The sequence below is a fragment of the Timonella sp. A28 genome (assembly GCF_051200815.1).
Classification (GTDB): Bacteria; Actinomycetota; Actinomycetes; order Actinomycetales; family Cellulomonadaceae; genus Timonella.
In genome coordinates this window covers 1,692,934-1,711,878 of the sequence record NZ_CP195159.1, presented here as the reverse complement: position 1 = coordinate 1,711,878, position 18,945 = coordinate 1,692,934, and the positions used below count along the sequence as shown (strand labels likewise).

At 54.1% G+C, this 18,945-nt stretch carries 18 protein-coding genes and 2 riboswitches; of the genes, 9 read left to right on the top strand and 9 right to left on the bottom strand.

What is annotated here, in order from left to right; all coding sequences use genetic code 11:
• The first annotated feature begins 63 nt into the window (after positions 1 to 63).
• Together ACR9EC_RS08140 and ACR9EC_RS08135 are read left to right on the top strand one after the other, a co-directional pair.
• Positions 64 to 363: a DUF2249 domain-containing protein gene (locus ACR9EC_RS08140; RefSeq protein WP_435298733.1), complete on the top strand. Its 300-nt coding sequence runs from the start codon at positions 64 to 66 to the stop codon at positions 361 to 363.
• 32 nt (positions 364 to 395) lie between these two features.
• Positions 396 to 869: an S-ribosylhomocysteine lyase gene (locus ACR9EC_RS08135; RefSeq protein ID WP_435298732.1), complete on the top strand. Its 474-nt coding sequence runs from the start codon at positions 396 to 398 to the stop codon at positions 867 to 869.
• Positions 870 to 953: 84 nt separating this feature from the next.
• On the opposite strand, the gene ACR9EC_RS08130 is transcribed toward ACR9EC_RS08135, so the two are convergent.
• The 4 genes from ACR9EC_RS08130 to ACR9EC_RS08115 are packed head-to-tail and all read right to left on the bottom strand — an operon-like array spanning position 954 to position 2,720.
• Positions 954 to 1,367, bottom strand: coding sequence for a PTS sugar transporter subunit IIA (locus ACR9EC_RS08130; protein ID WP_435298731.1), 414 nt, complete (start codon positions 1,365 to 1,367; stop codon positions 954 to 956).
• A gap of 47 nt (positions 1,368 to 1,414) precedes the next feature.
• Entirely contained in the window at positions 1,415 to 1,645 is a 231-nt protein-coding gene (locus ACR9EC_RS08125) for a PTS transporter subunit EIIB (RefSeq protein WP_435298730.1), read from the bottom strand.
• A gap of 56 nt (positions 1,646 to 1,701) precedes the next feature.
• Positions 1,702 to 1,944 carry a glucose PTS transporter subunit EIIB gene (locus tag ACR9EC_RS08120; RefSeq protein WP_435298729.1) on the bottom strand — a complete coding sequence of 81 codons (243 nt, stop codon included), beginning with the start codon at positions 1,942 to 1,944 and terminating at the stop codon, positions 1,702 to 1,704.
• Positions 1,941 to 2,720, bottom strand: coding sequence for a GntR family transcriptional regulator (locus ACR9EC_RS08115; RefSeq protein ID WP_435298728.1), 780 nt, complete (start codon positions 2,718 to 2,720; stop codon positions 1,941 to 1,943). The genes ACR9EC_RS08120 and ACR9EC_RS08115 overlap by 4 nt, the downstream gene beginning before the upstream one ends.
• Positions 2,721 to 3,034: 314 nt before the next feature.
• On the opposite strand from ACR9EC_RS08115, the gene ACR9EC_RS08110 reads away from it, so the two are divergent.
• On the top strand, positions 3,035 to 4,372 hold the full coding sequence (locus ACR9EC_RS08110) for a PTS transporter subunit EIIC (RefSeq protein WP_435298727.1): 1,338 nt from the start codon (positions 3,035 to 3,037) through the stop codon (positions 4,370 to 4,372).
• 8 nt (positions 4,373 to 4,380) lie between these two features.
• Entirely contained in the window at positions 4,381 to 6,045 is a 1,665-nt protein-coding gene (gene ptsP / locus ACR9EC_RS08105; protein ID WP_435300637.1) for a phosphoenolpyruvate--protein phosphotransferase, read from the top strand.
• A gap of 162 nt (positions 6,046 to 6,207) precedes the next feature.
• Here the strand turns inward: ptsP and ACR9EC_RS08100 are convergent, their stop codons facing one another.
• Entirely contained in the window at positions 6,208 to 6,474 is a 267-nt protein-coding gene (locus ACR9EC_RS08100) for an HPr family phosphocarrier protein (RefSeq protein ID WP_435298726.1), read from the bottom strand.
• A gap of 199 nt (positions 6,475 to 6,673) precedes the next feature.
• Between ACR9EC_RS08100 and ACR9EC_RS08095 the strand changes: the two genes are divergently transcribed.
• A complete protein-coding gene (locus tag ACR9EC_RS08095; protein ID WP_435298725.1) occupies positions 6,674 to 7,468 on the top strand; it encodes a potassium channel family protein in 795 nt (264 codons plus the stop codon).
• 37 nt (positions 7,469 to 7,505) lie between these two features.
• On the opposite strand, the gene ACR9EC_RS08090 is transcribed toward ACR9EC_RS08095, so the two are convergent.
• Positions 7,506 to 8,720: an O-succinylhomoserine sulfhydrylase gene (locus tag ACR9EC_RS08090; protein WP_435298724.1), complete on the bottom strand. Its 1,215-nt coding sequence runs from the start codon at positions 8,718 to 8,720 to the stop codon at positions 7,506 to 7,508.
• A 1-nt stretch (position 8,721) separates the two neighbouring features.
• Positions 8,722 to 9,147, bottom strand: a complete 426-nt coding sequence (locus ACR9EC_RS08085) for a rhodanese-like domain-containing protein (RefSeq protein ID WP_435298723.1) — start codon at positions 9,145 to 9,147, stop codon at positions 8,722 to 8,724.
• Between the two features lie 5 nt (positions 9,148 to 9,152).
• Positions 9,153 to 9,256, bottom strand: a riboswitch (SAM riboswitch).
• Between the two features lie 111 nt (positions 9,257 to 9,367).
• Positions 9,368 to 9,484: riboswitch (SAM riboswitch) on the top strand.
• Between the two features lie 143 nt (positions 9,485 to 9,627).
• Between ACR9EC_RS08085 and ACR9EC_RS08080 the strand changes: the two genes are divergently transcribed.
• Complete coding sequence (locus ACR9EC_RS08080) at positions 9,628 to 11,034, top strand: aminotransferase class V-fold PLP-dependent enzyme (protein WP_435298722.1); 1,407 nt, start codon at positions 9,628 to 9,630, stop codon at positions 11,032 to 11,034.
• Here the strand turns inward: ACR9EC_RS08080 and ACR9EC_RS08075 are convergent, their stop codons facing one another.
• On the bottom strand, positions 11,035 to 12,339 hold the full coding sequence (locus ACR9EC_RS08075; RefSeq protein WP_435298721.1) for an MFS transporter: 1,305 nt from the start codon (positions 12,337 to 12,339) through the stop codon (positions 11,035 to 11,037). It lies immediately after the preceding gene.
• A 148-nt stretch (positions 12,340 to 12,487) separates the two neighbouring features.
• Positions 12,488 to 13,387 carry a LysR substrate-binding domain-containing protein gene (locus ACR9EC_RS08070; protein WP_435298720.1) on the bottom strand — a complete coding sequence of 300 codons (900 nt, stop codon included), beginning with the start codon at positions 13,385 to 13,387 and terminating at the stop codon, positions 12,488 to 12,490.
• 120 nt (positions 13,388 to 13,507) lie between these two features.
• On the opposite strand from ACR9EC_RS08070, the gene ACR9EC_RS08065 reads away from it, so the two are divergent.
• The 3 genes from ACR9EC_RS08065 (at position 13,508) to ACR9EC_RS08055 (ending at position 18,878) form a co-directional block, all read left to right on the top strand.
• Positions 13,508 to 16,948 (top strand): bifunctional proline dehydrogenase/L-glutamate gamma-semialdehyde dehydrogenase, encoded by a 3,441-nt coding sequence (locus ACR9EC_RS08065; RefSeq protein ID WP_435298719.1) that lies wholly within the window; start codon positions 13,508 to 13,510, stop codon positions 16,946 to 16,948.
• A 73-nt stretch (positions 16,949 to 17,021) separates the two neighbouring features.
• Positions 17,022 to 18,233 (top strand): 23S rRNA (uracil(747)-C(5))-methyltransferase RlmC, encoded by a 1,212-nt coding sequence (rlmC, locus tag ACR9EC_RS08060; RefSeq protein WP_435298718.1) that lies wholly within the window; start codon positions 17,022 to 17,024, stop codon positions 18,231 to 18,233.
• A 12-nt stretch (positions 18,234 to 18,245) separates the two neighbouring features.
• Positions 18,246 to 18,878, top strand: coding sequence for a shikimate kinase (locus tag ACR9EC_RS08055; protein WP_435298717.1), 633 nt, complete (start codon positions 18,246 to 18,248; stop codon positions 18,876 to 18,878).
• The last annotated feature ends 67 nt before the right edge of the window (positions 18,879 to 18,945 follow it).

The following is an 18,945-nucleotide window of genomic DNA, read 5'->3' as shown; positions in this document are numbered from 1 at the left end:
AATCGTGCAGAAGCGAGGATAAAAGTCCCGCTCAAGAACAATTCTTAGAAAGGCGTGGCGGATATGAACGAAGTGAACATCCACATTGACCAAAAACCCAAAGGCGCTTGCGGCTGCGGTGAAAACGCGGCGCTCTCTTATCCTGAGCTGGACGCGCGAGTTATTCCTCACGAGATTCGCCATGCAACAATTTTTGGAGCTCTCGCTGGGGTAAAACCGGGACGCGGAATGATCCTGTGCGCACCACATGACCCGATTCCGTTGCTGCAACAATTGGAAAGCAGGGAGCCTGGCGCATTCACCATCCAATACCTTGAGAGAGGGCCTGAAACATGGCGTCTGCAATTTGAGCGCACAGAGTAAAGGCGCTGCAGAGACTTGGATAGACTTACCGAGTGATTAAAAAGGTAGTAGTCGAATCTTTCGAACTTGATCATGACGCTGTTGTAGCACCGTACATTCGTAAAGCTGGAGATAAAGAAATCCCCGGTGGCGGCCGTGTATGTAAATACGACCTGCGCTTCACACAGCCCAATGTCGAACCACATTTACCAATCGAGACAGCTCACAGCATTGAGCACATTCTTGCGTTTACGCTACGTGAATTCTCAGATGACATCATCGGGGTCTCCCCGATGGGCTGCCTCACCGGCATATACGTCATTACAACGGGAAATATTGCCACAGCAGATGACATGAAAGAAATAGCAGTGCAAGGCATACGCAGGCTACTAGAATGCGAAACTGTTCCGGGCGCTGAATCCTCAAAGAGTTGTGGATCATATCTATTGCACGACTTAGAAGGCGCAAAAAAAGCGGCACAAGCGTTTCTTGCGAATGAAGAGAATCTGCTGAACGTATTTGCGTAAGAAAGCAGCTGAGGGGCCCCGCAAGCATTGCGGGGCCCCTCAGCTATGGTGCGTCATCGCGCCGTTGTAGAACAAGGACGCCAGTTACTCCCACACAAGAAGAGTAGTGTCGGCTGTTGCTTCAGAAGCTACCGCTGCTGCACGTGCGATAACTTCAGGTTTAGCGTCAAGCGCTACTACAGGGCAGATGGTAGAGCGTCCGGTTTCTGCCACTGCTTTAATGTCCCAAGAGATAAGTACCTGACCCGTTGAAACGGTGGCACCCTCTTCGACATGCAGTGTGAAACCTTCACCCTCAAGTTGCACGGTGTTGATTCCAAGATGAACAAGCACAGCGCGACCATCTACACCCTGCACAACAAACGCGTGTGGATGTAGTTTGACGATAGTTCCGTCAATTGGCGCACGAACTTCAACCCCTGCTTCAAGGTCAGGCTCAATTGCTAAGCCTGGCCCTACCAGCTCTGCCGCAAACACAGGATCTGGCACGTCACTCATAGCAATTACTTTGCCAGTGACAGGTGCAAGCACATGTAACGCTGTGCTCAACGCAGATCCTCAATGTCCGAAGCAATGTTGTCGGCCTGTGGGCCAACGATAACCTGAACAACAGTGCCCTGCTGCATAACAGCAATAGCGCCGCCAGCCTTGAGGAGAGGCTCATTGACAAGCGAGCCGTTTTCTACCTCAACACGAAGGCGGGTGATGCATGGTTCGAGGTCAATAATGTTGCTATCTCCACCGAGGCCATCGAGAAGTTTTTGTGGGTCAGCCATGATGTGGGTTCCTTTTCTTTATCGGGTGAGGGAGTGGGCGTGCAGTATGCACTGGTTTAGAGGAGATCATTAATCTCTGAGGCAACGACATCGACGTCTGGTCCAACAACTATTTGAACGACTCGTCCATTAATCATTACCCCAAAAGCGCCGAGCTCGCGCAGCGCGGCAGAATTAACGAGGGAAGGATCGTGCACTAAAGAACGAAGTCGCGTTGTGCAGGGTTCGATGTCTTGAATGTTGTCTGCACCGCCCAGCGCCTGAACGTACGAGGCGGCTCGCGGCTCGGTGGGTGTCATGCGTCCTCCTTGGACATCGTCGTCGAGAGTGAAAGGGAAGGCTCGGAAGAAGGAACCGGTGGGGCGAGAGGCACCCAAACCTGGTACCTGTCGCCGCGAAAGCACGCACGTGAGAACATGACAGCACCACGTTCAGTATGGGTGCGTCGGGTAGCGCGTAATACGGCTGTCCGGTTTCCCATCTCGAGGAGGGAGTGTTCTTCTTTTGTTGCAGAGTCAGCAGCGAGTGTTTCTTCACCCCACCGTGGGTCGAGTCCTTGAGCGCGCAACGCCACATAAAGGCTTGCAGGTGCACCCTCATCAAAGAGTGTCGGTGCGACTTGCACAGGGATCCACGCTTCTTCAATCGCCATGGGCTTATTGTCGGCGTAGCGAAGCCTACGAAGATGGTGGGTAGCAGCACCAGGAGAAACACCCAAAATGGATGCGACTTCAGCCGGTGCAGGCACAGTGCCCGCGTCAATGACTTTGGTTGAGGCGGTTAGGCCTAATCGTTCCATCTGCTCACCGAAGGTGGACAAACGGACTTCAAAGTCCATGCGTGGCGCGCTGACAAAAGTGCCGCGACCTTGTATTTTTTCAAGTACGCCTTCGGATACGAGCGATTCGATGGCATGACGGATAGTCATACGGGACACACCGAAAAGCTGTGTCAAAGTGCGTTCAGACGGGATTGGATCACCGATCTTCAACTCGTTGGCAGTGAGGCCTACGAGATAGTCGCGTACTTTGAGGTATTTCGGCGAAGCCTGTTGTGCGTCTTCGTCACTCGGCATCGGTACCTCCCTACGGCGTTGTGTGGTCCAGTCCAGATTAGTCGATTTCTTGCAGTCACTGGTAACTGACTACATCATGGGGTCTAGACCACCCACTTGGCAACTGGTCTGGACCATGTTGTAAAAAATCTCTAGGGCAAATTAGGACAAAGTCGTCTCTTATCGGTGTTACCACTTGACAACATGATGGGGTCTAGACCACTCTAATTGCAACTGGTCCAGACCAGAACGCTCTCATCGGTAACAAAGGAGACTGGACAAACCGAAAGAGCCCTCACTCAATTTTTAGTGAAATACGCAACGAGGAGTGTTTCATGGCTACTGCAGTCGAAACCCCGCGCAGAGGTATCCCAGGCCTCGCGCAATTACAACGCATGGGTCGTTCGCTCATGCTCCCTATCGCCGCCCTTCCTGCAGCAGCACTCTTGCTGCGTCTGGGACAAGCGGACATGCTTGGTGCTGACGGTCTTGCAAAGCACCTGTCGTGGATGCAACCAGTAGCCGACGTTGTCGGTGCTGCTGGTAACGCACTGTTTGCAAACTTGCCGCTACTGTTTGCTATCGGTGTCGCGGTAGGTTACGCACGTAAAGCTGACGGCTCGACTGGTCTTGCCGCAGTTGTTGGTTACGTCGTGTTTACCGGCGTTACCGATGCTCTTTCGCCTGTCGTTCTCCCTATGGCAGAAGGCGACACTAAGCAAGAAATGATTAACTACGGCGTGCTGGGTGGTCTGGTCATTGGTATGACCGCAGCGCTGCTGTTCCAAAAGTATTCACGCATTAAGCTTCCAGCGTGGTTGGCATTCTTTGGTGGTCGTCGCTTTGTGCCAATCGTTACTGCAGGTGCTGCAGTTATCATCGCTGTTGTTTTCTCCCTCATCTACCCATGGTTCGATGCAGGATTCACCGCTGTTGGTACATGGGTAACTGGTCTACCAATCATCGGTGGATTCGTCTACGGAACTGTTAACCGTCTGCTCTTGCCAATTGGTTTGCACCACCTACTGAACTTCTTCCCATGGTTCGAGTTTGGTGAATTCACAGATGCAAGTGGTGTCGTACGTAACGGTGACATCGCTCGCTTCTTGAACGGCGACCCAACCGCAGGTGCCTTCATGACCGGATTCTTCCCAATCATGATGTTCGCGCTCCCAGCAGCAGCATTGGCAATCGTTCACACTGCAAAGCCAGCAAAACGTAAGCTCACCGCAAGTATCATGGGCTCCGCAGCTCTCGTTGCTTTCGTAACCGGTGTGACAGAACCACTCGAATTCGCATTCGCATACGTGGCCTACCCGCTTTACGCAATCCACGCAGTATTGACTGGTAGCTCGCTGGCACTGGTAAACGCAATCGGTATCCGCGACGGATTCGGCTTCTCCGCAGGTGCGATTGACTTCCTCCTCAACCTGCGAATCGCAGAAATGCCGCTTCTCCTTATCCCAATCGGTTTGGGATACGCGGTGATCTACTACTTCCTCTTCCGGTGGGTTATCACCAAGTGGAACCTTAAGACTCCTGGCCGTGAGGACGACGAGCCCGGCACAGCCGGCGCTGACAACGGCGCCGTTGCGGAAGCTGCTGTTGCTTCCAGCCCAACAGCAGACGCTGCAACTGATGGCTCAACCAACTCCACAGGAGGTGGGATCTAGTGACTCCCATGCTGCGCGGGGTCGGGGTTAGCCCCGGCCGCCGTGCGGCGCACGTCGCACGCATGGCCAGCCCAATCGCTGAGCCAGCATCTACTCAGGTTTTACCTGAAGGGGAACGCGACAGCGCCGTAGAAGCTATTAAGGCCGCAAGCGAGTATGTGTGCGACGATCTTCTTGCCGCATCGTCACGTGCTACAGGTACAGCAGCAAACATTTTGGCTGTAACCGCAACGATGGCTACTGACCCTGCGCTTATGCGTGCGGCAGCAACGCACGTACGGGAAGAGGGCTTAATTGCCCCGCGTGCAGTGTGGCTTGCAGCTAATACGCTGGCAGAGCAGCTGACTGCGTTGGGCGGCAATCTTGCCGAGCGCGCTACAGATGTGAAAGATGTTCGTAACCGAATTATTGCTCGTCTTACCGGAGTTCCTAGCCCTGGGGTTCCGATTCGAGATGAGCCCTTTATTCTGGTTGCTCATGATCTTGCACCTGCGGATACTGCAACATTGGATCCGTCAGCTGTTATTGCAATTGTGACATCTGGGGGAGGGCCAACCTCTCACACGTCGATTCTTGCTCGCTCTCTCGGTATTCCGTGCATCGTTGCTGTTGATGGCGCCGACGATCTTGTCGACGGTCAACTGATTGCTGTTGATGGTGGCGCCGGTGAGGTGCACACCGAGCCAGATGCACAAACCGTTGAAAAGTTTCAACAAACCGTCTCAGCTCCCAGCACACTTAATGGCCCGGGGCGCACTAAAGACGGGCATGCTGTCGCATTGCTTGCGAATGTTGGTGATCCAGCAGGAGCGGCCAAGGCAGCAGACATGGGTGCAGAAGGTGTCGGGCTATTCCGTACAGAGTTCTGCTTCCTTGGCCGCGAAACTGCACCGACAGTGGAAGAGCAAATCGCTCAGTACACGACAGTGCTTGAAGCTTTCCCACACCGTAAGGTTGTCATCCGCACACTCGATGCAGGTGCCGACAAGCCATTGCCGTTTGTGACTGCCGATGACGAACCAAACCCTGCGCTTGGTGTGCGAGGTCTGCGTACGTCATGGAACCATCCTGAAGTGCTTGAATCGCAACTTGAAGCAATCGCTCAAGCTGCTCAAGCTACTGACGCGGACGTCCATGTGATGGCGCCGATGGTTGCAACTGTTGCAGAAACGAAGGACTTCGTTGCGGCGTGTGCACGTTACGGTTTGCATAATGCGGGAATCATGATTGAAATTCCGGCATCTGCATTGCGTGCGAAAGATTTGCTTGGAGAGGCGACGTTCGCTTCCGTTGGAACGAACGACCTCACTCAGTACGCTTTAGCGGCAGACCGTGAGCTTGCGTCGTTGGCATCTTTGTCTTCGCCATGGCAGCCATCCGTGTTGGATCTTATTGCTATTGCATGTGAAGGTGCTGAACGCCATGGACGACCAGTTGGTGTGTGCGGTGAAGCAGCAGCTGATCCAGCGCTTGCTCCTGTGCTTGTGGGGCTTGGCGTTGCGTCGTTGTCTATGACGCCACGTTCTTTGCCTGCTGTTGGTGCGGTGCTGGAAACCTTGACGCTCGATGAGTGTCGTGAACTTGCCGCGTTGGCACGTGAGGCTGCTTCGGTTGAAGAAGCTCGTGCTGCCGTGCGCGCTCGGATCCCTGTCCTAGAGACATGGGGGTTATAACAGCCTGTGTGCGGTAGCTCATTCGGCTACAGGCTGTAGGTGCACAATGAGGGCGGTATCCCGTGATTCTCGGGATGCCGCCCTTGTTGTGTGTGATGCCAGATGTGCGATGAGTGGTGCGCTGAAGGTCTAGCATCAGTCCTTCAGCGCACGTGGAAAGTTTTAGCTCACTACTGTTTGCAGTAGGAACTGTTCAAGCGAATCGAGTGCTGCTTTGTCGTCGTCGCTGTTGCTGTCGGTGGTGAGTGTGACTACGTCGCCTGCTTTGGCTCCGAGGGTCATGACAGACAAGATTGAGTCTGCTGGAACTGGGTCGCCTTCTTTGGCGATGGTGACGTTTGCTGGTGCTGCGCTTGCGGCGGCGACAAACAGGGCGGCTGGGCGGGCGTGTAGGCCCTCCTCGATGGCAACGGTGACGATGCGCTCCATGGTGTCCTCCTGGGCTTGAATTAATACCTGCTCAGTTTACAGGTCTAGACCAGTTAGGTCTACCGAGGTTATAGGGGACCACAACACCTGCGCGAATACGAAAACAATACGTTCGTTCCCCGTCTTGTGCAGAGTGAAACTGGAAAAATGGTCTACTCTCGCCTTTGACCATGTACTCAAGCGCGATAGGGTTGTCGCCGTGATTCAGTTTCGACGAAGTGACGCAGCGTTAGACAGATTCGAAGCACGAACCAATAGGTTTATGCTCCTACTTTCCGCAATTTTTGTGGTGGTCTATTCGTTGGAAGTGATCCCAGAATCTCTCCCCGATTGGTTTGAGAGTGGACTGCGCGCATTCAGTACAGCCATATGGGTCGTCTTTATCGCTGATGTTGCGATACGAACCGCACTGGCAGAAAAACCACTGAAGTTTCTTGTAACCCACCCCATCGATGTGGCTGCTGCTTTCGTTCCAGCATTACGCCCGCTGCGGTTGCTCAAACTATTCTCGGCAGGCCGTGAATACCTCAGCCGCCGTTCAACAGCACTCGAAACGGGCGTGGCAGTGCTGCTCGCCGCATTAATGCTTCTTTACGTAGGCGCACTCGCCATACTCGACGCCGAACGAGGAACACCAGAAGCCCTCATCACCTCTTTCCCAGACGCCATCTGGTGGTCCTTTGTCACGGTAACAACCGTCGGATACGGTGACTTTTATCCAGTAACAGGCACAGGACGACTCATTGCAATCCTCTTAATGATTGTCGGAATTTCCGTGCTTGGGGCAGTATCCGCAGCAGTTGCAGGCTGGCTCATTCCAGACGAAGGCTCGCGCTCCGACTCCTCCGAACGCTCAGGTGCATTACAGCCACAACGCGACGACATCGCAGCTATGCGCAACAAAATCGATGACCTTAACCAAAAACTCGACGCCTTGCTGTCCGCGCAACAAGAAACCCAAAACGACCGCTCTAAAAACACCGACGGCACATAAAAAGAGGGCACCCGATAGGTGCCCTCTTTTGTGCGTTTTACGATAAAGCCGCGAAAATATCGTCGAGCAAATCGAGTGGATCTTCCAAACCAACAGACAAACGAACCGTCGTTTCAGACATGCCCACACGGGCACGACCAGCTAAACCAAGTTTGCGGTGAGTAGTCGTTGCCGGATGCGTAATCAGCGACTTTGCGTCACCCAAATTGTTTGAAATGTCGATCAGTTCTAGCCGGTCCAAAAACGCGAAAGCATGCTTTTTCTGCTCGTCCGCATCAAGACTGTCAGGAACAGCAAGATCAAACGTCACCACAGTCCCACCGCCAGTTTGCTGGGAACGCGCCAACTCGTATTGCGGATGCGACGTCAAATAGGGGTAGCGCACGTTCGTGATCCCAACGGTTTCTTCCAACGTTTGCGCGATCTGCAACGCAGAAGCCGTTTGAGCTGCCACTCGTAGAGGCATCGTCTCTAAGCCTTTGAGCAGAACCCACGCATTAAAAGGGCTCAAAGAAGGGCCAGTGTTACGAATAAACTTTTGCACAGGGCCGTTAATGTACTCCGCAGAACCCAAAATTGCGCCGCCAAGCACGCGCCCCTGACCGTCAATGTGCTTCGTCGCAGAGTACACAACAATATCTGCCCCTAAAGCAAAGGGCTTCTGCATGACCGGAGTGGCAAAAACATTGTCCACAACAACCTGCGCGCCAGCGCGGTGAGCTAAATCAGCGACCGCACGAACATCAATGATGTCCTGCATAGGGTTAGACGGGGTCTCAAAAAAGACCACATCAGCGGGAGTCGACAACGCCTCTTCCCACTGCGACAGCACATGACCGTCAACGTAATCAGTGCGCACACCCCACTGCGCAAAAATCTCGTCAAAAATAACAAGCGACGAACCAAAAAGTGCCCGCGCCGCAACGATACGCGAACCAGAGGACACGAGAGCCGCAAGTGCAGTGAAAACGGCAGACATGCCAGAAGCCGTCGCATAACAGGCTTCAGCACCAGGCCCCTCAATGAGGCGCAAACGCTCCTCAAAGATCTCTACCGTAGGGTTGCCGTACCGAGAATAAATGAACCGTTCAACATCGCCATTAAAAGCGGCCTCAGCTTCAGCCGCATTCGAGTACACGTACCCTTGCGTCACATAGATAGGCTCGGCTGTTTCCTCGAAATTAGAGCGCGTCTGACCCCCGCGCACTCCGATTGTTGCTGGACGAAGTGTGCGCGATTGAGGGTATCCCACGTTACTCTCCTACACCGTAAGTGGTGGCAGGTAAGCCGCGTAGTTTCCAGCCGTTAATGACTCGACGGCCATACACGTCTGCGTCGCCTTCAAATCCTTCGAGGACGTTATATGCCGGGCCGTAGCCTTCTTCCGTGGCGATTGTGGCTGCACCGATTGAACGGTTCCCCGACCGGCAAATGAAAATGATTGGCCGGTTATCGCCAGGAGTTACCCCAGTTTGAGCGAGCTGTGACACAAAATGAACGTTTGGCCCAAACTCGGTCACCCACTCAATAAAGTGCACGTCCTTATTGAGCGACGTTAAATCTGGCACGCCAATGCTGTTCCACTCGCCTGTGGTGCGCACATCAACAAGGATCGCTCCAGCATTTGATACGAGTAACTCCCACGCTTCTTGGGGAGAGAGGTCGCCTGCATAACTCATTATTTCCTCCATCGATCATGGCGGTAGCACCCTCACCTGCAAACATTCATTTGACAGGGGGTTGCTGCGGCGTCAACGTGCCACGTCACTCAGCCGCTCTGGATGGTCGTTCTCAATGATAATCCACGATGCGAGCAAACGTGAGACCCCTAGTTCGAAATGTGAGACGAAAGATTCGACCGATTGACACCCCTAAGGCAGCAGAGCAAGATTTACAGCAGGTCATGAGTTTCAGCATTAAGCCCCGGCTCGCTGGACGGCAACCCTCCACCTGCGGTGGGGTGCTCCGGGTGAAGACCAGGTTCCGAATCAAACGACTACGGAACAAGCGCGGGATCCGTCGCACAGACACGCATCCCTACCACTACACAACGGCAGTAGTGCACCCAAAAACGGGCAACCGTACACGGGGGCACGAAACCTACACGTGGGGAAGTGTGCGGCGAAAGGGGTGGGTCCCCACAGGTGAAGGAGCTTTTCATGAACAACAATGCCGCACCGTGCCTGCCAGTTGTTGGGTCAGACACCCTCGTCCCACTCGTCGACGGACGACAAGTGCCCTACGCAAACCTCGACTGCGCAGCCTCAGCACCAGCGCTACGCGCCGTCGCAGACCGAGTCAACCAAGTGCTGCCACTCTACGCATCAGTGCACCGCGGTGCCGGATACCTCTCCCAAGTATCAACAGCCCTCTACGAAGAATCACGCCAAACAATCGGACGATTCGTAGGCGCACGCACAACCGACGTCACCATCATCACCCGCAACACCACAGACTCACTCAACCTCCTCGCAGGCTGCATCCCCAACGAAGCGCCGCACAACGGCAGAGTGCTCGTCCTCGACGTAGAACACCACGCCAACCTCCTGCCATGGCGACACACCCCAGGCGGAGCCCACGTACTGCACGGCGGCACATCAGTCGCAGACACCCTAAACGCCCTACAAGAAGAACTCGCGCGAGCACCCTACGCTCTCCTCGCACTTACTGGCGCTTCCAACGTCACCGGTGAATCACTACCCATCAGCGAGGTTGTCACAATCGCACACGCAGCAGGTGTGCGAGTCGTGCTCGACGGCGCGCAACTCATCCCACACCGACGCTTCTCACTCGCAGAAACCGGCGTCGACTACATCGTATTCTCTGGACACAAAACATATGCCCCCTTCGGTGCGGGCGTCCTCGTCGGCACACGCGACTGGCTCGACACCGGCACCCCATACCTCGCTGGCGGCGGCGCAGTACGACAAGTAACCACCGACGACGTCATCTGGACGAACGCACCCGCACGCCACGAAGCCGGATCCCCCAACGTTGTAGGAGCTGTCGCGCTCGCCTCAGCATGCGAAGCGCTCGCAGCCCTACCGCAAGGTGCATTAGAAGCCCACGAAAACCTGTTGCGCAACAGACTCGTTGCCGGCCTCGAATCAATTGAAGGCATACGGATCGTCCGGGCTTGGGCCGATGCTGAAAACCCTGTTGGGGTGGTAACTTTCGCAGTGAAAAACTGCGACCCAGGGCTCGTCGCTGCATACCTTTCAGCAGAACATGGCATTGGCGTGCGCGACGGACGATTCTGCGCACACCCACTACTGCACCGTCTCGGTTTTGACTCTGGCGCTGTCCGCGCATCTGTAGGTGTTGGAACCACCCTTGAAGAAGTCGACCGTTTGATTACCGCGTTACGGATTTGGGTAGAAGAAGGCGTCCACACCAACTATGAAGTAGTTGACGGATGCTGGGCTGTGAAAGATGACCCACGGCCAACACCAGCCGGTTCAGGGCTGCACGGACTTATCGCAACTGCAGCAGCAGCCCTAGGCGGGGTGGCGTCATGCGGTCCAGCACCTACAACTGCCAAAAAAGCTGTTTCAGTAGGGGTTTAATTACAGTTGATTGTTATTGCTGAGGAAATCGTCCCATTGATCAGCACGAGGAACAGTGCGTAGTTTTCTGTTTGAACCTATGTACACGACTGCTATCGCTAGCGGCACAGACATAATGGCAAGAGTGGTTTGAGCGCCAAACTGGTCGTATGAAAAGCCGGCAAAGATAAGGGCAAGGGGCGTCGCAGCCATCCCCAACATTGTTTGTGCACTAATGACGCGCCCTTGTTTCTCTTCTCCCGCTGCTGTGACCATAAAGCCAAGACCGGCCGCATTCGCGAGTGGAAGAACCAATCCAGTGAGAGCAAGGATACCTATCACCTGCCACGGAGTGTGAAAAACGACAAGTGCACTGAGCGTTATTGCTGCCCACAAGAATGCACACATCAACAGTGTTCCGGTGGCGAAACGACGTGTAAGTTTTCCAGTCAACAATGCGCCAACGATGGTTCCAGCAGCTAACGATGCACTAAGTAGCCCGATGACGAGAGCGGAACGTCCATCGTCGTACCAGGTAAAAATAATGGTTTGAAAAATTCCAGAAAAACCAACATTGAGAAGAAGCGATCCTACAGCTAAAACTCGAATGATTGCATTGTGAAAAATGAAAATGACACCAGCGTTAGCCTCTTTGAGATGAGCCCATACTTTCTTACGTGCAGTTATGGGCTGATCGTCTTTGTCTTCAGAAGGCTCAGTAGCCTGCGTGTGCGGATCTAAATTGGCTTTAATGCGTAAGAACGAAAAGCCATTCACCGCGGTTCCAAATGCGGCAGCCATAAACGGCCAACCAGGGGCTACGCTATAAAGGAAACCTCCTATTGGTGAGCCTGCGATCTCAAGAACCGAGTTTCTTCCATCATTGATGGCGAGCGCTTGCGGGTACAGGTTTGTTGGGACTATGGACCGCAGCGTTGCATCAGAAACAGGGCTGGTAAGACCATAAGCAAGTACCCCAACAACTAGCAGAACTGTAAGCAGCCAGCCGTTTAAAGTGCCAAACAAACTTAAACCAGCGATGAGTGCGTAGGCGATAACGCATACGAGGGACACTCTTAGCATGACAAATTTCTTATTAAGCTTGTCCGCTGCAAGGCCACCGTAAAAAATCCCGATGACTAGAGCGAATGACACAGCTGAGGAAATGAACCCCGCAGCCGTAGCTGATCCGGTTGTTGCAATCGCTAGGAGTGGAGTAGCAAAGTTCCGCAACCCGCCGCCAAGAGCTGCCGCAGAATCGCCAGCAAACCACCATCGATAGTCAGCGCTGCGCCATACTTTAACGTCGTTCTCTGTAATCGACACGGACACGGCTCACTTAAAAATAGGTTTTGAGGGTTTTATTTTTTATCTTTATTAGAAATCTTTTATTCCTTTTTTCCTATTTAAACATTGTATTTTTTGCAGAATAGTAGTTTCTCGGGACCTAAGCCCTAAATGCGAAAACGTGTTTCTAAGCGACGAGGTCGTGTGTGACGAGGCTGAGTATTCGTCGTAACTCGATGATGGAGCTTCGGGTGCTTGCGGCTGAACGTGCTGACGTGAAAATAGTGCGACGAGGGCTGCCCGGCAGGTCTACGAATCGCACCATGCTGGGGTGGGTTACGGTCATAAGTCCGGGGAGGAGCGCTACTGCGTTCCCTGATGCGATGAGTGCAAGGTGTGCCTGCAGATCTGCGGTTTCGAAGCGTACATCGGGTTCAAACCCTGCCTGCCTGCATGCTTGTTCAGCCCAGTGTCGTGATGCTGTTCCGCGCGGTTCCATAACCCACGGTAGGGTGCTGGCCTCGGCCAGAGCATGAACGTGTGCGTAGCCGTTGTGGTCTGGCACTGCGAGTCGTAGCGCGTCAGTTGTCAGTTCGATGCGGTCTAATTCTGGATGCCACGGGGCGGCATGGCCCGGGTATTGTTCCGCGATGACAAGGTCAAAATCGCGCGTCCACGTTTCTCGCAGGGCAGTTTCGGGCTCTCGTTGAGTCATTGTTATGCGCAAATCTGGGTGTTCTTCGCGCGCGAGCACAAGAACCTGCGGCATGAGCGCGAGCGCGGCAGACTGGAATACGGCGACGTTTACGGTTCCGACGAGTGAGGTTTCGGATTGTGTGACGTCGTTGTGGGCTTGTTCGAGGAGGTCCATGATGTGTGCTGCGTAGCCGGCGAGGGTGTGTGCGGCGGGTGTGAGTTGTACGCGGCGGCCTGTTTTGCGGAGGAGTTCGGTGCCTGCTTCTTTTTCGAGTTGGTTGAGTTGTTGGGAGATCGCTGAGGGGGTTTGGTGTAGTGCTGTGGCTACGTCGGCGAGGGTGCCGCGTCGTTGTAGTTCGAGTAGTACTCGCAGGCGACGTACGTCGAGCATGGCAACCCACCTTCACTTTAGGTTTTCTAACTATTCAACTTAAGAAAACTTCACTTTACCTAAAGTTATCTTGCTTTCACACTGTAAAAGAAGATGACACTATGACTTAAAGGAGTGACCGTGCAGAACAACAGCACAGACGCTCAGCGGACGAGCAACCTCGTACACGAATGGCTCGCCACCGCAGAAACAATCAAGCCCTCAACCGCCGCAACAATGCTGTCCGGGGTGCTTTCAGAAGAAGGTGGACTTGATTTCACGGTTGGGTTTGTTGACGGCGTAATCCGCCCCGAAGACCCACACATCGCGGCAGCTAACTTCCGCAACCTAGCCCGCAATACGCCAACATTCTTGCCGTGGTACCTCCGTTCGGCAGTGCACGTTGGTGCGATAGCATCACATGCGGCACCACAACTTGTCATACCGGCAGCGCAACGAGTGCTCCGTGAACTTGTTGGACACCTCATCGTGGATGCAAGCGACGAAAAACTCGGCAAATCTATTGCCGCCCTCAAAAGCACCGGACGCAAACTCAACATTAACTTGTTGGGTGAAGCCGTTCTTGGACCAAAGGAAGCAGCAAAACGCCTCGACGGCACCCGGGCGCTCCTTGAACGAGACGACGTCGACTACGTATCCATCAAAGTGTCCTCCACGGTTGCACCCCACTCACCGTGGGCATACAACCAAGCTGTAGAGCACGTTATTGAACAGCTGCTACCGCTTTACCAATATGCGGCAGCGCACCCAAGCCAAAAGTTCATCAACTTGGACATGGAAGAATACCGCGACCTCGACATGACGATTGAGGTATTCACCCAACTCCTAGACCGGCCAGAACTGCACAACCTCGAAGCAGGAATCGTGCTACAGGCCTACCTGCCCGACGCAATGGCAGCCATGCAACGCCTGCAACACTGGGCGGAGCAACGCCGAGCACAAGGCGGAGCACCCATTAAAGTGCGACTCGTCAAAGGCGCAAACCTACCAATGGAACGCGTCGAAGCGGCAGTGCACGGCTGGCCACTAGCAGTAGTTGGCTCCAAACAAGAAGCAGACACCAACTACAAGCGCGTACTGAACTGGGCAATGACCCCAGAACGCATCACCAACGTGCGCTTAGGCATAGCCGGACACAACCTATTCGACATCGCCCACGCATGGCTGCTCGCCGAAGACCGGCACGTACGCGACATCCCCAACGGCATCGAATTCGAGATGCTCTTAGGCATGGCAGAAGCCCAAGCAGAAGCCGTCTCCCGCACAGTAGGAGACCTCCTGCTCTACACCCCAGTCGTACACCCAACCGAGTTCGACGTCGCAATCGCATACCTCATCCGCCGACTCGAAGAAGGCGCATCACACGACAACTTCATGTCGGCAGTATTCGAACTCAGCAAAAACCCAGAACTATTCGACCGCGAACAAGCACGATTTGAAGCATCCCTTGCCCACGTAGACGAAACAGTTCCGGCACCAAACCGCCAACAAAACAGGCTCACCCAAACCCCTGTTGCACAAACCGCATTCGACAACACCCCAGACACCGACCCGGCCCTGCCCGGAAACAGAGAATGGGGTCAACGCATCATCGACGCAATCCCCACCTCAACTTTGGGTGAAAACCTCGTCCGTGAATGCACCATCACCACCCCAGAAGACCTCAACAACACACTCACCACCGCAATCACCGCAGCCGACGAATGGGCTGCACTAAACGGAAGCGGACGAGCACGCATACTACGAACAGCAGCAATCGAACTCGAAAAGCGTCGCGCACAACTCATCGAAGTAGCGGCAAGCGAATGCGGAAAAACCCTCGAACAGGCCGACCCAGAAATCTCTGAAGCCATCGACTTCGCTAACTACTACGCCCAACTCGCCGAAAACCTCGACACCATCGACGGCGCACAAGCCGTGCCCGTAAAACTCACCGTAGTAACACCACCATGGAACTTCCCGATAGCTATCCCTGCAGGCTCCACACTCGCTGCGCTCGCAGCAGGTTCCTCTGTTGTCGTGAAGCCGGCCCCTCAGGCTGCTCGATGCGGTTCGGTGATGGTTGAAGCGTTGTGGGCAGCTCTCGACGAACACAACATTTCTCGTGATGTGCTGCGCCTCGTGCACGTCTCCGAAGGTGAACTCGGCAAACAACTGATCTCAGATCCACGCGTTGACCGGCTTATTCTGACTGGTGCTTTCGAAACGGCGGAACTGTTCCACACGTTTAACCCGAACCTGCAACTCCTCGCGGAAACCTCAGGTAAAAACGCCATCATTGTTACCCCGCACGCGGACCTTGACCTAGCTGTGAAAGACATCGTCAACTCTGCTTTTGGGCATGCTGGCCAAAAATGTTCAGCCGCATCACTGGTGATACTCGTCGGGTCAGTGGGGCGTTCGCAGCGTTTCCGTAACCAACTACTTGACGCAGTAGCAGGGTTGCGCGTTGCCTTCCCAGACGACCCGACAGCGCAGGTAGGGCCAGTCATTGAGGCACCTCAAGGCAAACTATTGCGTGCACTGACGCAATTGGATGCAGGTGAATCGTGGGCGATCCAACCACAGCAACTATCTGACGATGGGCGTCTCTGGTCACCAGGCGTGAAAACTGGTGTAACGCCAGGGTCTGAATATCACCTGACAGAATATTTCGGTCCGGTTCTTGGCGTCATGTCTGTCGCAACTCTCGACGAAGCGATCGCCGCACAAAACGCGACCGACTACGGGTTAACCGCTGGATTACATTCCCTGGACTCGGACGAAATCGCACACTGGGTGAACACGGTAGAAGCTGGGAACCTCTACATCAACCGTGGCATCACAGGCGCAATCGTTCGTCGTCAACCATTTGGTGGATGGAAACGATCAGCAGTTGGCGCGGGCACAAAAGCCGGAGGACCAAACTATCTACACGGTCTCGTTAACTGGGAAACCGCCACTGCAACAGCTAACGATTACACGGTAGCGAACCCAAAGGTTGCCCAATTCATTTCACAAGTGCGAGCAACCGCTGACGAATTAGGTGTGTCAGCCCGTGACATCGCTTCACTTGAGCGTGCAGCCGCATCAGATGCAGAAGCATGGAACAACGAATTTGGGGTGATGCGTGACGTGTCGCAACTCGTCGTTGAGCGCAACGAATTCCGTTACCTGCCAACCCGGGTAGTTGTGCGTTATCAAGCGGATGGAAAAGTCATTGACCTGCTGCGTGTTGTTGCCGCCGGGCTAGCCTCAGGCAGTACATACGAGGTTTCACTCGAACAACATCACCAACAACTTACGACTCTTCTTGTACGTGCAGGTGTGCGTGTCTCGACGCGCGACTCCAACGAGTGGGCTACACAACTGGGTGACGTTCGAGTGCGCCTTATCAGCAGTGCAGCGGACGCCCGCACACAGTTGACGCAGGTTCTTGGCGTGAAACCAGATGTCGCGTTGTACAGTCAGCCAGTAACTGAAGCTGGGCGGGTAGAGATGCTCGTGTTCCTACGCGAACAGGCAATCTCGTTGACTGCGCACAGGTTTGGGACGGTCCAACCCGAGGTTTCGTTCGCCTAAACAACGCTATATAGCGGCGGCCGCTTCTTCCTTGGCGAAGGAGCGGCCGCTGGCGTATCAGTGTCGCCTAGCGATGATGAGTCCATCCCAGCCCTTTACGCCACGATTGTTTAGACATGATGTGTGGGCCCTTGAGACAATGGCACCTATGTACTGTCACCATTTTGAAGCACAGCGATGCGGATCATGCACGCTTTTGCGCACGCCATACCAGCAGCAGTTGGCTAACAAAGTGGAACATGCGCGCACACTGCTTGCCTCCTATCAGGGCATACAGTGGCTACCTGCAATCCCAAGTGCAGAACAAGCGTTTCGTAACAAAGCAAAAATGGTGGTTACCGGCAGTATTGACGCTCCGGTGTTAGGCATTTTGGATGCGCAACAAAACGGCATTGATCTTCACGACTGTCCCTTATATGACGAGCCGATGCACGATCTATTGCAAGCGCTTACCGCTTTTATTACGACAGCGCGTATCCAGCCATACGATCTGCACTCTAGGCGTGGCGAACTGAAATATGTGCTTGTCACACAATCGCCAGACAGCGAATATATGGTGCGGTTTGTGTCGCGCTCACAAGAACCAGTAACCCGACTCCGCAAACACCTTCCCACGTTTTTAGCAGCGTATCCGCACGTCAAAGTGTTCTCCGTGAACATACAGCCAGAACACAAAGCGATCCTTGAGGGGCCGCAGGAAATCGTTTTGACGGAACAAGAAACACTAACGATGCGTGTAAATGGCGTTCCGTTGCATGTGCGTCCGCAAAGTTTCTTCCAAACGAACACCCCAATTGCCGCAGCCTTATACGAGCAAGCGCGTACATGGTTAGCCGATGACGTGCCCGCGCACGTGTGGGATTTGTTCTGCGGGGTCGGCGGGTTTGCGTTGCATCTTGCACCGCACGCGCACACAGTGACGGGCATTGAAATAAGTGCGGATGCGATTGCTTCTGCGCAACAGACAGCTGACATGCTTGGCATCAGCAACCTGCGTTTTGACGCGCTTGATGCGACAGCGTTCTCCCGTGCCTACGATGCCGCGCAGCACAGCGAATCACCTGACGTTATCGTGGTAAACCCGCCACGACGGGGGATAGGCGAGGAACTAGCGCGGTTTTTAGAAACCAGTACCGCCCACACGCTTGTGTACTCCAGCTGTAATGCGGTAACCCTCGCACAGGACCTTGCCTTCATGCCGAGTATGCGACCGGTTGAAGCTGAGAGTCCTCGATATGTTCCCGCACACGACACACTACGAAGTGATTGTTTTGTTGCGTCGTGAACTGAACATGCAATGAGTGAGGGTGGAATGCCGCCGAGCGTTGAGCCTGGTCCGTGGCTTATTTTGATTGGTCCGGCAGGTGCCGGGAAAAGCACATTAGGTCGAGCACTTGCAGACATGACGGGGCGTGACTTCATTGATATTGATGAGGCGGGGCAGCCGTTTTATGAAGAAGTTGGCTGGCCTGTTGCCCGTATTTACGACGAGTCTGCTCAGCTGGGGTGGGTGCGTACTGAGCGGGCGTGGGAGGTTGCTCGCGCGCATGCTGTCGAGCAGGTAGTGAAAAGGGCAGCCGGGTCTGTTCTTGCTTTGGGTGCAGGGCACACCAACTATTCAAACCGTGCGCTTTTTTCACGCGTGAAAAACGCTGTTTCTTGTGCGGAACATGTGCTGTGGGTGCAACCGCACGACGACCATGAAACATCGTTACGTGTGCTGCGTGAACGAAACAAACGCGACAGGAGTTCCGACTATGCCCCAGAAGGTCATGACATGCTCGCGGAATGGCTTCTTGACGATCAAGCGCGTTCTTTAGCTACGCACGTGCACTCCACGCATGATTTTTCTGTACTAGAGAGCGCTCATACTGTGTATCAGGCACTTCTTGCCACAAGATTCACAGATTCTAAAGAATCGGCACAATAGCCGCACTGTTAACACAGTATTAACTCAAATAAATAGAATGTTTCATTAAGTGAGTATGTCCGCTTTA

Bases quoted from the DNA above. Each gene is read 5' to 3' on its own strand.
- ACR9EC_RS08125 (WP_435298730.1), bottom strand. From the start codon at position 1,645: ATGGCTGACCCACAAAAACTTCTCGATGGCCTCGGTGGAGATAGCAAC.
- rlmC (WP_435298718.1), top strand. From the start codon at position 17,022: ATGATGAGTCCATCCCAGCCCTTTACGCCACGATTGTTTAGACATGAT.
- ACR9EC_RS08130 (WP_435298731.1), bottom strand. From the start codon at position 1,367: ATGAGTGACGTGCCAGATCCTGTGTTTGCGGCAGAGCTGGTAGGGCCA.
- ACR9EC_RS08070 (WP_435298720.1), bottom strand. From the start codon at position 13,387: ATGCTCGACGTACGTCGCCTGCGAGTACTACTCGAACTACAACGACGC.
- ACR9EC_RS08100 (WP_435298726.1), bottom strand. From the start codon at position 6,474: ATGGAGCGCATCGTCACCGTTGCCATCGAGGAGGGCCTACACGCCCGC.
- ACR9EC_RS08110 (WP_435298727.1), top strand. From the start codon at position 3,035: ATGGCTACTGCAGTCGAAACCCCGCGCAGAGGTATCCCAGGCCTCGCG.
- ACR9EC_RS08140 (WP_435298733.1), top strand. From the start codon at position 64: ATGAACGAAGTGAACATCCACATTGACCAAAAACCCAAAGGCGCTTGC.
- ACR9EC_RS08085 (WP_435298723.1), bottom strand. From the start codon at position 9,147: ATGAGTTATGCAGGCGACCTCTCTCCCCAAGAAGCGTGGGAGTTACTC.
- ACR9EC_RS08115 (WP_435298728.1), bottom strand. From the start codon at position 2,720: ATGCCGAGTGACGAAGACGCACAACAGGCTTCGCCGAAATACCTCAAA.
- ptsP (WP_435300637.1), top strand. From the start codon at position 4,381: ATGCTGCGCGGGGTCGGGGTTAGCCCCGGCCGCCGTGCGGCGCACGTC.
- ACR9EC_RS08120 (WP_435298729.1), bottom strand. From the start codon at position 1,944: ATGACACCCACCGAGCCGCGAGCCGCCTCGTACGTTCAGGCGCTGGGC.
- ACR9EC_RS08055 (WP_435298717.1), top strand. From the start codon at position 18,246: ATGAGTGAGGGTGGAATGCCGCCGAGCGTTGAGCCTGGTCCGTGGCTT.
- ACR9EC_RS08080 (WP_435298722.1), top strand. From the start codon at position 9,628: ATGAACAACAATGCCGCACCGTGCCTGCCAGTTGTTGGGTCAGACACC.